At 65.4% G+C, this 14,023-nt stretch carries 9 protein-coding genes; all 9 read left to right on the top strand.

The genetic code is table 11. The annotated features are described in order from the left end of the window. Positions 1-79 precede the first annotated feature (79 nt). The 9 genes from FOI68_RS10325 to FOI68_RS10285 all read left to right on the top strand — a co-directional run bounded on the left by FOI68_RS10325 (position 80) and on the right by FOI68_RS10285 (position 13,923). Positions 80-1,042, top strand: a complete 963-nt coding sequence (locus FOI68_RS10325) for a proline dehydrogenase family protein (protein ID WP_143863089.1) — start codon at positions 80-82, stop codon at positions 1,040-1,042. Between the two features lie 202 nt (positions 1,043-1,244). Further along, a complete protein-coding gene (locus tag FOI68_RS10320; protein WP_143863088.1) occupies positions 1,245-3,614 on the top strand; it encodes a DUF7408 domain-containing protein in 2,370 nt (789 codons plus the stop codon). After that, positions 3,611-4,537, top strand: a complete 927-nt coding sequence (locus tag FOI68_RS10315; protein ID WP_143863086.1) for an ABC transporter ATP-binding protein — start codon at positions 3,611-3,613, stop codon at positions 4,535-4,537. The genes FOI68_RS10320 and FOI68_RS10315 overlap by 4 nt, the downstream gene beginning before the upstream one ends. Then, complete coding sequence (locus FOI68_RS10310; protein ID WP_029098216.1) at positions 4,534-5,424, top strand: ABC transporter permease; 891 nt, start codon at positions 4,534-4,536, stop codon at positions 5,422-5,424. The genes FOI68_RS10315 and FOI68_RS10310 overlap by 4 nt, the downstream gene beginning before the upstream one ends. A 6-nt stretch (positions 5,425-5,430) precedes the next feature. After that, positions 5,431-7,191, top strand: coding sequence for a hypothetical protein (locus FOI68_RS10305; RefSeq protein ID WP_143863084.1), 1,761 nt, complete (start codon positions 5,431-5,433; stop codon positions 7,189-7,191). A gap of 29 nt (positions 7,192-7,220) precedes the next feature. Beyond that, positions 7,221-8,204 carry an AAA family ATPase gene (locus FOI68_RS10300; RefSeq protein WP_143863082.1) on the top strand — a complete coding sequence of 328 codons (984 nt, stop codon included), beginning with the start codon at positions 7,221-7,223 and terminating at the stop codon, positions 8,202-8,204. Further along, complete coding sequence (locus FOI68_RS10295) at positions 8,201-9,082, top strand: DUF58 domain-containing protein (protein WP_044899890.1); 882 nt, start codon at positions 8,201-8,203, stop codon at positions 9,080-9,082. Before FOI68_RS10300 ends, FOI68_RS10295 begins: the two co-directional genes overlap by 4 nt. 19 nt (positions 9,083-9,101) lie before the next feature. Then, complete coding sequence (locus FOI68_RS10290; RefSeq protein WP_143863080.1) at positions 9,102-10,961, top strand: vWA domain-containing protein; 1,860 nt, start codon at positions 9,102-9,104, stop codon at positions 10,959-10,961. Next, entirely contained in the window at positions 10,951-13,923 is a 2,973-nt protein-coding gene (locus tag FOI68_RS10285; protein ID WP_143863078.1) for a VWA domain-containing protein, read from the top strand. The genes FOI68_RS10290 and FOI68_RS10285 overlap by 11 nt, the downstream gene beginning before the upstream one ends. Positions 13,924-14,023: the final 100 nt, after the last annotated feature.

Genomic DNA, 14,023 nt, shown 5'->3' with positions numbered 1-14,023 from the left:
GCGGGGAAGTGGACCTAACCGAAGTCAGCATAGCATGTTATGGTGGCAGTGGAAAGTACGGCAAAAGGAGTGGTCCATCATGACTGCAGAGCAGCAATTGGCGGCGGACGCGCTTCGGACGTTTGCCCGCGATGAACGGTTGAAGGCGCATGTGCTCGATTCTCCCCCGTTTTACCGGATGCTGTCGGCTGCGGCGAAGCGCTACGTGGTGGGAGAAACGAGGGATGAGGCGGTGGCCGTGGCTCGTAGGCTGAGCGGCCGGGGGTACCGGATTTCGCTCGAATACATCGGCGAAAACACCCGAGAACGGGAGGAGTGCATGCGCGCCAAAGAAGAGTTTGCTGCGCTGATTGGCGAGGCGGGCCGGCAGGGACTGACGGCGGACATCTGCTTCGATCTGTCGCACATCGGCTTGACGGCCGACGCGGAGATGGCGTTTGCCCACGCCGACGAGCTGGCCTTTCTGGCGGGCCAAAGCGGTCAATCCCTGATGGTGAGCATGGAGGAATCGGACAAGACGGAAGCGATTTGGAAGCTGTACGAACGGCTGGCCGTCCGGCACGGAAACGTCGGCATTACCGTGCAGGCCCACCTGCACCGCTCCCTCGCCGATTTGCCCCGGCTGCTGGAGCTGACGGGAAAGATCCGGCTCGTCAAAGGGGCGTTCAAGGAACCGCAGTCGATCGCTCTGCCCCGCGGCCGCGAGCTGAACGAGCGGTACGTGCAAATGGCAGAAGCGTGCGTAGAGGCCGGACACCCCTGCTCCCTCGCCACCCACGATGAAGCGATCATCCGCATCGCGCAGGAGAGGGGCTATTTCGCCCTGCCGCATGTGGAGGCGGAGATGCTCTACGGCATTCGCCCCGAATTGGCGAAAGCGGCCAGACAGTGGGGAGCCGCCACACGCCTGTACGTCACGTACGGCAGGGAATGGTACCTGTATCTGTGCCACCGTCTGGCCGAACATCTGCCCAACCTGTATACCGCTTTGGCCGACATGGCAGATCCAGCCCGGCTGCAGCGCGATCCGTACCAAAGCTGACCGAGCCAGGGGACACTGCGGCAGCATCGATCAGCAATACGGTTATTTGGGTCACCCCCGGGTGGCCTATTGTGCGTTGACAGGCTGACAAAGCGTGAATTTTTTGACAACAGGCAATTGCAAAAGAACTTGTAGCCTTTTGTCGATTTCATACGTCATTACAGGTAAACGACAAGAATTTGTTCGTGGAGGTTATGCAGGAATGAATACGGCGAAGTCCAAGCACTGGCTGCTGCACATGTGCGTCTGCCTGCTGCTGTTGGCCGGACTGCCCGACAGCCGGGCGGCAACGGCGCAGGCGGAATCGGCTGTCCAACTGAGCGTCACGGCCGGCATCGGCGGTGACTACAAGGAAGCGGGCATGGTCCCGGTTCAGGTGACGGTCAGCAACGGCGGAGCGGATGTGGAAGGCAATCTGGTCGTAGCCGCCAACGGCGGAAACGGCGACGATTTTTCCGTGGGGTACTACCAGCCCGTCTCCGTGGCCAAAGGAGCGACCAAGCAGGTAACGATCACCGTACGGGGAGACGAGATCGGCCCCCACACATACGTGGCCCTGATGCAAGGCGATGACATCGTGGCCAAAACGTCGATCGGCGGGAGACGGCACAGTCCGGACACGCTGTTCGTGGGCGTGCTGGCGGCCGACCCGGACACGGCCAACTTCCTCGGGGCGATGCCCCAAACGGCCTTTCCCAATCCGGTGCGGGTCGTGCCGATGAAGGCGGAGCAGTTCCCGGCGGCAAAGGTGCAGTTGGAGATGATCGACATCCTGGTGCTGAACAATTTCGCCCTGGACGGGTTAAACGGACAGCAGGTGCAGGCCATACGCGACTGGACGGCGTCGGGCGGCATGCTCGTGCTGGCCGGCGGTGCCCACTACAACAAGACGGCGGGGGCGCTCGCCGATCTTTCGCCGGTGGAGGTAACCGGCGTTACCAGCCTTGCGACCTTGTCCAGCCTGGCCGTGGAGAAAAACAAGCCGCTTGTGCTGGAGAAGCCGTTTACGGTCAGCACGGCAAATCTGAAAACAGGCAGCGTAGTCTATGCGGAGGGCGGCGTTCCGCTGATGGCGGTCCGCTCGCTGGGTGAGGGCAAAGTGCTGTACGTGGCCTACGACCTGGCGGAAGAGCCGGTGGCAAGCTGGAGCGGCAACGGCCGCTTCTGGGCGGAGGCGCTGACCAAGGCGTTTGGCGCAGCGCTGCAGCGGACAGACAGCGATCCCATGAACGGCATCTGGGGGTTGAACGAAGCCGCCGACCGGATTCCCTCCCTGAAACTGCCGGACGTGAAGTGGATGGCGCTGTTTTTTGGCTGCTACGCGCTGCTGGCGGGGCCGGTCTTCTTTTACCTGCTGCGCCGCAAGCGAAAGCAGGGCTACATGTGGGTGGCCGTCCCGGTGTTTGCCGTCATCACCGGCGCCGGCATTTTTTCGTACGGCGCGCTGCAGCGTGGGACAGGCGCGCTGGTGCATCAGACCGGATTCGTCCAGCTGCAGGGGGACGGACAGGCGCGGATCAGGGCGATCACGGCGCTGTTTGTACCGACGAGCGGCGACTATGAGCTGGAAGTGAAGGGCGGCGGCAAGGTGTGGCCGATTCTGTACCGCTACGGCGATGAAGCGTCGCCCCAGGCGTGGGTCTCGATGCAGTCGGACCGGACGCTCGTGCAGTTCCGCGACGTCGAGTTTTGGTCCATGCGCAAAGTGGGGACGGAGCAGGTCGTCACCGACGCCGGTTCGTTTGTGTCCGATCTCGTCTACGCCGACGGCGCCCTGAAAGGGACGGTGACCAACAAGACAAGGTATGCGCTGCGGGACGTCGTCATCGTCTCGGGCGGCCAGGTGCAAAAGGTTCCCGAACTGGCGCCCGGATCGAGCGTTCAGGTCAACCTGCCGTTCAATCCGGCACAAACAGGCAGTACCGTCCGCCCGTACAGAAACAACCGCGTGTTTCTCCCTTCGCACGTGGACGCGCACAACCCGTATGAAACCAGCCGGGAGGGCGTGATGATCAACGATCTGGAGCAGGGAAAAGGCTTCCAGCCCGCATCGCTCATGCTTGTCGGCTGGACGCGGACCCCCGCAGTGGAGACGGACGTGAAGAACAGGCGGTTTCAGGCGGACAGCCTGACGTTGGTGACGCAGCCGCTGTCGCTGAAGCCCTCCCCGGACGGCTATGTCGTTTACCCGGCCGGAACGATTGTGCCGGTAAAAACGGGCAGTTCGGTGAAGGTGGAAGACCAAGACGACGGGTACATGATGCAGGCGGGCGACATCACGCTTGACTTCCCGATCGAACCCGGGGAAAAACGGCTGAAGATCACGAACATTTACCTCTACACCTGGTCGAACGACAATACGCGGTTTGACAAGCAGGTGTACAACTGGAAGACCCATTCGTTTGACCCGTTCGACAAGGCGTTTGCCAACAACACGATGACCGGGGACAAGACGCCGGTGTACCTCTCGCCCGATGGCACGCTCCGGATCAGGTTTTCGCACGGGTATAACGATTACCGCCACCTCGGCATCCCGGTGATCAGCGTGGAAGGAAAGGTGATGCGTCCATGATCCAGATCAATCGGCTGGTCAAGCGATACGGAAAAACGGAGGCGTTGAAAGGACTGACGCTGGAGATTGAGAAGGGCACCGTGTTCGGCTTCGTCGGCCCGAACGGAGCCGGCAAGTCGACGACGATGTCCATCCTGGCCACCCTGCTGGAGCCGACCAGCGGCCAGGCGTACGTCGGCGGATACGAAGTGACGAAGCAGCCGCGTGAAGTGCGCAGGCTGATCGGCTACATGCCCGACTTTTTCGGGGTGTACGACAATTTGACGGCGGAGGAATACCTGGACTTCTACGGGGCCAACTACGACATCCCCGCCCAGGAGCGCCGGCAGATCATTCCGCAATTGCTGGAGCTGGTCAATCTGAGCCACAAGCGGGACGCGTACGTCGACTCGCTGTCGCGGGGGATGAAGCAGCGCCTGGGGTTGGCCCGCTGCCTCGTGCACAACCCGGAAGTGCTGATCCTCGACGAACCGGCTTCCGGTTTGGACCCCAGGGCCCGGATCGAGCTGCGCGAAATTTTGAAGGAACTGCGCGACATGGGCAAGACGATCATCATCAGCTCGCACATCCTGCCGGAGCTGGCCGAGATGTGCGACGTGATCGGCATCATCGAGGAAGGCAGCCTGGTCGCGTTTGGCAGAGTGGACGAGATTTACGCGAAGATGCAGGAAAAGCGGGTGCTGCGCATCCGCCTGCTGGACCGCGTGGAGGAAGCGATGACCCGGCTGCGTGAAGTGCCGACCGTGTCGGGCGTCACCCGGGAAGGCAACTGGGTGGTGGCCGGTTTTACGGGAAACGACGAGCAGCAGGTGGAGCTGCTGCGCGAATTGGCGGCGGCGGGCCTGCCGGTGGCCGCGTTCAACGAGGCGCAGGGAAATCTGGAAGAAATCTTTTTGGAAATCACGAAGGGGGTGGGCTCATGAACCTCTTGCAGCGACTGCGCAACCCCGTGCTTGTAAACGAGTGGAAACTGCGGATGCGGACGCGCCGTTCCCCGTGGATCATCACATTTTACCTGCTGGTGCTGGGCGGGGTGACGCTGACGTTTATCTACCTGATGACGGGGGGCGGCGGCCACTATAACCCGAACCGCTCGCGGGAGCTGTTCATGGTGCTCTCGATCCTGCAGCTGGCGATGATTTGTTTTGTCGTGCCGGGGCTGACGGCAGGGGTGATTTCCGGCGAGCGGGAGCGGCAGACGCTGAGCATTTTGCTGACGACCAACATCAGCGCGACCAAGCTGATTGTGGGCAAATGGCTGGCGTCGCTCAGCTTCATGACGTTTCTCGTGTTCGCCACCATCCCGCTGTACGCGATCGTCTTTTTGTACGGCGGCATCTCTCCCGCCCAACTGCTGAAGGTGTTCGGCTTTTACCTGATCACCATGCTGGGATTGGGAAGCGTCGGGGTGCTGATCTCGACGCTGATCAAACGGACGGGAATCGCCACGGTGCTGAGCTACGCGGTCGTCTTCGGGTACGCCGCGGGCACCAGCATCCTGGCCGAGGTGATCCGCGAGTTCATCCGCTACCAGCGGCGGGTGTACTATTCGACCGGTGCGCCGATGCCGCTGTGGCCTGACCTGCTGCACAGCATCAATCCGCTGTTCGGGATGCTGGGCATCTTTAACGAGGGGCCGGTTCAGGATCTGCGCAGGGTGATCAGCAACCGGTTCTCGCTCGTGAGCGTGGACCCGTTCTGGCTGTACGTCCTGTTTCTGGCGTTCGTCACCGTGGTCTGCCTGGCGCTGGCCGTTTACCTGATCAAGCCGGTGCGACCCCGTTTGCGAAAAGCGGCTGGTGAGGAGTGATGGGTCGTGTCCACCCGGCAACAGAAAGATGAGCTGCTCGCGCTGCTCCGGCCGATCCGCAGGCGGCTGACCGTCCGGGAGCTGGTGCTAAGGCTCGCGGCGGGCGTCCTGTGGGGGCTGGGGGGAAGCCTGCTGGTTCTCCTCATCGCCCGCCTTGTGCCAATCCCGTCCTACAAGGCGATCGCGGCCGCCGTCTGCCTGCTCGCAGTGGCGGCGGGAGCGGCCGTCGCCTTCGTTCGCCGTCCGGACGAGAGAGAGTGCGCGCTGCTGGCCGACCGTCAGGGGCTGGCGGAGCGGGTCGTGACGGCGCTGGAACACCGCGAAAACACGTCGCCGCTTGCAGCCGCGCAGCGGGAGGACGCCGTTCGCCGCCTGCGCGAGGCGCTGCCGCGGGTGCTGGAGAGCATCCGCGTCCTGCCTGATGCAAAACGGCCCGCGTACGCGGCAGGATGCCTGCTTTCCCTTTGTCTCCTGCTGCTCTTCTGGCCCAACCCGCAGGATGAAAGGCTGGCTCGGCTGGCCCAGGAGCGGGAGGCGCAGGCAGCGGCACAGGAGGCGGTGGCGAAGCTGGAACAGGAGGCCAAAGCCGCCGAGGGCTTGAGCGACGCGCAGAAAAAGCAGCTGGAAGAGATACTGGCGCAGGCCAAAAAGGCGCTGGCGGAGGCGGACAGTCAGACCGAACGGCTCCAGGCGCTGAAGACGGCGGAAAAGCGGTTGGATCGATGGAAACAGGCCGAACAGGCGAAACAGGCGGCGCTGCAGCGTCTGCGGCAGTCGCTGGAGCAGCATCCGGGGCTGCGGCAGGCGGCGGCGTCACTGAGCAGCGACGACCGGCAGGCGCTGGTGGAGGCGCTGCGCCAGTCGGCCAAAGCCGTGGAGGCGATGTCCGCCAAAGAGCGGGAAGATCTCGCCGAAAAGCTGCAAACAGCGGCGGAACAGTTGGCCCAGGCCGCCGATGCTGCCGGGGCGGAAGACGCGGCCCGGACGGCGGAGCAGTTGAAGCAGGTGGCTGAGCAGTTGGCCCAGGGCAGTGTGCAGCCGGCCATGGCATTGCTGCAATCCGGCCTGCTGCAGGCCATGCAGCAGGGGGCACAGGCCCAGCAGGGAGCGCTGCTGGCGGCGCAGGCGATGGCCGCGCTGCAGCAGTCGCAGATGATGGTTGCGGCGGCCGGTTCCTCGTCAGGCAGCGGCGGCCAGGCGGGGATGGGCTCCGGTACGGGAACAGCGGGAATGGCCGGCGCGGGACCGGCAGTTCCCGCCTCCGGGGCCGCGGGGACAGCTTCCTCGGGAGCAGGCTCCCGGCAGGGCCAAGGGACACCCGCAGACGGAGGAGCAGGCAGCGCAGGCGGAAACAGCCAAGCAGGGGCGGGAAACGGTTCCGGAGCGGGAAACGGTTCCGGAGCGGGCAATGGCTCCGGGAACGGGGCGGGCTCCGGCAGCGGTGCCGGAGCGGGGGCAGGTTCCGGCCAGGGCGGCGTCCAGGGCCCGGGTGCGGGTCTAGGCGCAGGCAGCCATGAACTGGTGACCGTCCCATCGCCCCGCATCGGCGCAGAAGGGCCGACCGATACCGTGGGCGGGCCGCTCGGAGCCGGTCCCTCCCAATCCCGGGCAAGCACCACGACACAGGTGTCGTCGGGGGGAGCCCGGCCGTATGAAGAGGTATACGGCCAGTACGCGGCGTTTGCCCGCGAGAGCCTGGAAAAAGGGAAAATTCCGGGCGATTACCAGGACGCGGTCAAAGCGTATTTCAGCAGTATCGAACCGTAACGGATAACGTGAAGCAAGGAGACGTGGCGATGACACAACATGCAGTGGAAGAGTGCCTCAGCCGGGTGGAACGGGTGAGGCAGGAGATCGGAAAAGTGCTGGTGGGGCAAAAAGACGTGGTGGAGCAGCTGCTCTGGGCGGTTTTTGCCGGCGGCCACGCGCTGCTGGAGGGCGTGCCCGGGCTGGGCAAGACGCTTTTGGTGAAGACGCTGGCGCAGGCGTTCGAACTGTCGTTTCAGCGGATTCAGTTCACCCCCGACCTGATGCCCACCGACATCACGGGGACCAACATCCTGCGCGTGGACGAAACGGGACGGCAGTCGTTCCAGTTTCAACCCGGTCCCGTCTTCGCCCACGTGGTGCTGGCGGACGAGATCAACCGCGCGACGCCGAAGACGCAGAGCGCGCTTCTGGAGGCGATGCAGGAGCGGACCGTCTCGGCGGGCGGTATCACCCGGCCGCTTCCGGAGCCGTTTTTCGTGCTGGCGACGCAAAACCCGCTGGAGCAGGAAGGGACCTACCCGCTGCCGGAAGCGCAGATGGACCGGTTCCTGATCAAGATCGACGTGCCGTTTCCCAGCGAGGACGAACTGAGGGAGATCGTCTTGCGGACGACGGCGGGACAGCCGGCGGCGGTGGAAAAGGTGGCGTCCGCCCGGGAGATCGCCGACATCCAGCAGGCGGCGCGGGACATCCTGGTGGCTGATCCGGTGCTGCGCTACGCGGTCAAACTGCTGCTGGCCACCCATCCCGGCGAGCGGGCGGTGGAGTCGGTCAACCGGTACGTCCGTTCCGGGGCGGGACCGCGCGGCGTGCAGGCGATGGTGGCGCTGGCCAAGGTGCGTGCCCTGCTGGCCGGCCGCTACAACCTGGCCTACGAGGACATCGACGCGGTCGCGCTGCCGGCGCTCAGGCACCGCGTGTTTCTCAACTTTGAAGGAGAGGCAAACGGCATCCGCCCCGACCGGATTATCGGCGACATCCTGGCCGCGCTGGAGAAGGAAAAGGCATGAGCGGGCAGTTGTTGGACCCGGCGTGGCTAAGCCGGCTGGAGCGGATGCAGGTGTTGAGCAGGCGGATGGCGAGCGGCACCCACGCGGGCAAACGGCGTTCCAAACAGTCGGGCAGCTCGCTGGAATTTGCCGATTACCGGCCGTACGCCCCCGGCGACGATCTGCGGCAGTTGGACTGGAACGCCTACGCCCGATCGGGAAAGCTGTTTTTGAAAAAATTTCTCGATGAGCAGGAGCTGCACGTGACGCTGTACATCGACTGCAGCCGGTCGATGGCCTACGGGGAGCCCCGGAAGCTGGAGCGGGCGGCGCAGTTGGCAGCCGCGCTGGGCTACATCTCGCTCTGCCACCTCGACTACGTGTCGGTGTACGCCTTTGACCGGGACGTGACGGCGTCGCTGTGCAATCTGCAGGGGAAACACAAGGCGGCCCACCTGCTCTCCTTTTTGTCCGGGCTGCAGGCGGGCGGGACCGGTGACATCAACCGGGCGCTCCGCTCACCGGGCGCGGTGCGGGGCAAACCGGGCATCTCCATCGTCTTGTCCGATTTTCTGTTTGAAACGGGTTATGAAGCGGGCATCGCCTATCTGCAGGCTGCCCGGCAGGAGGTCGCGCTGGTCCAGGTATTGGCGCGGGACGAGCTGGAGCCGTCGTACGAGGGAGAGCGGCGGCTGATCGACAGCGAGACGCGGCAGTTCAAAGAGGTGTCGCTTACCCGGCCGCTCGTCGACCAGTACAGACAGACCGTGCGGGACTATCAGGCGGAGCTGGCCGGTTTCGCCTACCGACGGGGCATCGCCTGCACAGCGGTGGAGGCGGAAGCGCCGCTGGAGCAAATCGTCTTTCGGGTGTTCCGGCAGGCGGGGATGATTCGGTAGAGAGGAGGAGAAGGCAGTCATGCAGTGGATGGCGTTGGGCAACCTGGGATTTTTGCTGATCGTGCCGGCCATTGTCGCCCTCTACCTGCTCAAGCGAAACGTGGAGGACCTGGAGGTGCCCAGCACGCTTTTGTGGCAGCGGACGCTGCAGAGCTGGGAAGCGGTGCGCCCGTGGGAAAAGCTGCAGCGCAACCTGCTGCTTTTGCTCCAACTTTTGGCCGCCGTCCTGCTGGTGCTGGCATTGGTCCGTCCGGCCGTGCCTGCGGCGGGAGCGATTGCCGACCATACCGTGCTCGTCGTCGACACGTCCGGCAGCATGCTGACCAGGGAAGGGGAGCACACCCGGTTTCAGCAGGCCGTCGACGCCGCTCGCGGCGTCGTGGAACGGCTGAGCGGCGGGCAGGCGATTACCTTGATCGAGGCGGGACGGGAGCCGCGGGTCCTGGTGTCCAAAGGCACGGACAGGCAGGTGCTGCTGCAGGCGCTGCAATCGCTGGCGCCCCGTCCGGGGACGAGCGATCAGCGGGCGGCCCTCTCGCTGGCCGCGGCGATCACGGCGACGGAGCCAGGCAGCGGGGTGATGTGGTTCGGCGACGGCGGGTCCGCCCGCACGGCCGAACAGGAGAGCGGCTTGGCCGTATCCGGCCCGTTTCGCTTCGTGCAAGCGGGGCGGGCAAAGGAAAACGCGGCGATCGGCGCCTTCGTCACGCAGCCGGGCCAAGCGGGGACGGAAGGGCTGCTGAGGATCGACAACTACGGCAGCCAGCCCGTGCGGGGCAGGGTGACGATCTACGGCCCCGATCAACAGGTGCTGGACGTAAGCGAGTTTGCGGTGGAGGCCGGGTCGTCCCGCACTGTTACCTTTGAACGCCTGCCCGCCGCCCCCGTCTACCGGGCGGTGATCGAACCGGAAAAGGATGGGCTGGCAGAGGACAACGAGCGGTGGAGCGTGCCGTTTGCCGCCGGAAAGGGGCGGGCGGTGCTGGTCAGTCCGCAGGGAAACCGGTTTTTGCACCAGGGGCTGCAGACGGTCGGCCGTCTGGAAGTGGAGACGCGCTCCGAGCTGCCGGACGGCACGGAGGGGGCGGCCGACTTGTGGGTGTTTGACGGCGTGGTGCCCGACCGGCTGCCGGAGGGAAACATCCTGGTGATCGCTCCCGACCGGAAAACGGACTGGCTGCCGTACGCCGGCGCGGCTGACGTGCAGGCCAGGCCGGAAGCGCTCCGGCCGGACGATCCGCTCGTGAAGTACGTGGATTGGCAGGACGTGCACGTGGCCAGGACGTCCGTGGTGCACGAGATGCCGGGCATGCGGCCGCTGGTGAAGGCGGGAGACACGAACCTGGTTCTGGCCGGGTCAATGGCGGGACGGCGGGCCGTCATCGTCGGCTTCGACCTGCACGACTCCGACTTTCCGCTGCGGCCGGCGTTCCCGATTTTCATGCAAAACGCGGCCTCCTGGCTGTCGTCCGCCCAGACCGTTCCGATCGGTCCCGCCGTTCCGGGAGAGACGCTGGCGATTCCGCTGACGCCGGGAGCGGGAAAGCGGACGCTGACCTACCCGGACGGACGGGAGCAGGCCGTCGAGGCGCAGGGAACGACCTGGCTGTTCCGGGTTCCGGAGCAGACGGGGTTGTACCGGTTGACGGAAGAAGCGGAAGGGACGGTACAGGTTCGTTACTTTGCCGTTCACATGGACGAGGCGGAGTCGGACATCGCGCCGCGTTCGCTGGCGGTCGGAAGCGGCGGGGCCGGCGGGGAAGAAGCCAAGCAGCAGGACGGCCAGGCTGCCGGCAGCCGGGAGCTGACCGGGTGGCTGGCGGCGCTGGCGCTGTTGGCGGTGTTTGCGGAATGGAGGGTGTATCAACGTGGGTATTGACGTGCAGCAGCCGTGGTTCCTGCTCCTGCTGATTCCCGCCGCCTGGGTGATCGCCGCCTGGTGGCGCGGCCAGCGCCGGATGCCGAACAGCCGCAAGACGGTGATCGCCGCCGTGCGCGGCGCCGTCTTTCTCCTGCTGATTTTGGCGCTCGCCGGGACGCAGCTTCTCCATCCGGTGCGGGCGGAGACAGTGGTGTTCGTCGTCGACCGGTCGGCGTCGATGAAAGACGATCCGAGGGTCTACGCGTTCATGCGCGACGCGGTGGAGCGGAAGCGGGCCGAGGATCAGTTCGGCGTGGTGGCCGTCGGCGCGGACGCGGCGGTGGACCAGCCGCTGACGACCCGGCGGGAGGTGCAGCCGGTCGGGGTGGAAGTGAACCGGCATGCCACCAATCTGGCCGAAGGCATCCGCCTGGCCGCCGCGATGATCCCCAGCCATGCGCGAGGCAAAATCGTGCTCCTGACGGACGGATTGGCCACGCACGGCGACGCCGCGCGGGAAGCGAAGCTGGCGGCGGAGCGGGGCATTGCCGTCGAAGCGGTCTCCCTGCAGCAGCCGCAGGGAGAAGAAGTGGTTCTCACGGCCGTGCAGGTACCGGAGCGGCTGTACGCGGGCGAGGAGTATGCGATCAAGGTGGACGTCGAAAGCACCACGGCCACCCGGGCCACGCTCCGCCTGTACGAGGGGAACCGGGAAGCGGGCCGGCAGACCATTCAGGTGGAAAAGGGAAAAAACCGCTTCCTGTTTACGCAAAAAGCGCTGCAGGAGGGCTTTCAGCGCTACCGGGTCGAGATCGAACCGGAGCGTGACACGGTACAGACCAACAACCAGGCACACGCGTACACGCAGGTGGCAGGCGCCCCGACCGTGCTGGTCCTGGAGGGACATCCCGGCGCGGCGAAAAACCTGGTCAGCGCGCTCGCGGCAGGCAGCATCAAGGCGGACGTGAAGGACCCGTCGCTTTTGCCCAAGGCGCTGGACGGATACAAGCGGTACGCGTCGATCATCCTCGCCGACGTGGCGGCCACCCAGTTGAGTGACGCCGACATGGAGCGGATGCGGACGGCGGTCCGCGACCTCGGCGTGGGATTGATCATGACCGGCGGTTCCGACAGCTTCGGGATGGGCGGATGGCTGCAGACCCCGATCGAGGAAGCGCTGCCGGTCCATATGGATCTGCGCGGCAAGGAAGACCTGCCCTCGCTGGGACTGATGCTGGTGATCGACAAGTCGGGGAGCATGGCGGCGGACGCGCACGGCGTGGACAAGATGGAGCTGGCCAAAGAGGCGGCGATCCGGGCCACCTCGATGCTGAACCGGCAGGATCAGGTCGGCGTGATCGCGTTTGACGGGACGCCCTGGGAGGTGGTTCCGCCCCGGCCCGTCACCGACCTGGACGACATCCACCGGCAGATCGGCGGCATTTTCGCCGACGGCGGCACGGATATTTTCCCGGCGCTGCAGATGGCGTACGAACGGATCAAGACGATGCAGACACAGCGGAAGCACGTCATCCTGCTGACGGACGGACAGTCGGGCCGGAACGACGACTACCAGGGGCTCCTGCAGCAGATGACGGGCGAAAACATCACCGTGTCCACGGTGGCCGTCGGTGACGACGCCGACACCGCGCTGCTGGAGGAAATCGCCCAATGGGGGAAAGGGCGCTACTACTTCGCCAAAGACGCGACGTCGGTGCCGAAAATCTTCAGCAAGGAGACGGCGCTGGCCAGCCGCACGTATATCGTGGAACAGCCGCAGGTGCCGACGCGCACCGGCGGCGCCGACTGGTCCGCGCTCCGCCAGCCCCTGCCGCCGCTGCACGCCTATGTGGCGACGACGCCAAAGCAGACGGCGGAACAGCTTTTGACCAGCCGGGACGAGGATCCGATCCTGATCCGCTGGCAGTACGGACTGGGCCGGTCGGTCGCCTGGACCAGCGATCTGGAGGGCAAATGGGCCCCGGACTGGGTGGCGTGGCCGGGCAACAGCCGGATGTGGAACGAGGCGGTGGCCTGGACGCTGCCCCAGGTCACAACGGGCCGCTGGAAGGCAGAGACCCGGTTGGACGGGACGACCGGCGTAGTGACGGTCACCGTCCCCAAAGGGGAGAAGCTGCCGCAGGAACTGGAAGCGGTGGTGGTCAACCAGGAGATGAAGCGGGAGGCTGTCCGGCTGAAACCGGTGGCTCCCGGCACGCTGGAGGGCCGTTTTTCCGCCGCCGAACCGGGCAGCTACCTGGTGCAGATCACGGAAAAAACGGGCGGACATGTCACGGCAAGCGAAACGGCCGGGTTGACCGTCTCGTACTCGCCGGAGTACGGTCTGCCCCGGGACGGGGACAGCGAACTGCGCCAATGGCTGGCGGCAGGCGAAGGGGCGCTGATCACCAGGCCGGACGAGGTGTTTGCCGGCAGGCTGCCCGCCAAGTGGGATACGCAGCCGATCGGAGAATGGCTGCTGATGCTGGCCGCCCTGCTCTGGCCCCTGGATGTCGCCTGCCGCCGTCTGCAGCTCCCGGAAGCATGGTGGACACGGCTTGCGGCCCGCTTCCGCAGGCGCGGGTCCGCCGGGAATGCCGGCCATCCGTCGGTGTTTGCCCGCTTGGGAGAAAAGCAGGAAGAGCGGAGGCGAGGCCGGGCGGCAAGGCGAGAGGCGGAAGCGGCCGACGGGGCAGGGCAGGCGGGGACCGCTGCGGGGAAAAGCGCGTCGGCTGCAGCCGCTTCGCCCGCCGGGATGCCGCTTTCCGCGCAGGTACCCGGCAGCAGTCTGCAAGGGGAAGCGCAGAGCCGTTCCGGCGCGGGCAGCCGACCGGCGGCAGGGGCTTTTGCAACGGACAGCGCCGCTGCCGAGCAGACGGACGGCGGGAAAGCCCAGGCGGACAGCGGGAAAGCGCAGGCGGACAAGACAGGCGAGACCGTCAACCGCCTGCTGGCCGCGAAAAAGCGAAGACAGAAATGAGGGGGAAACCGCCGTCCGGGCGGTTTTCTCCTGTTCCGGGCAGTTCCCCTTTTCGGCTGCGATTTGCGATTAAGGAAACGGTAAGCAGGCGTTTACGTGA

Origin of the sequence: Brevibacillus sp. LEMMJ03 (genome assembly GCF_007197875.1) — a bacterium.
In the GTDB taxonomy this organism is placed as follows: domain Bacteria; phylum Bacillota; class Bacilli; order Brevibacillales; family Brevibacillaceae; genus Brevibacillus; species Brevibacillus thermoruber.
Note: the sequence above shows the minus strand (reverse complement) of the source record. Positions and strands in the feature narration are given on the sequence as shown.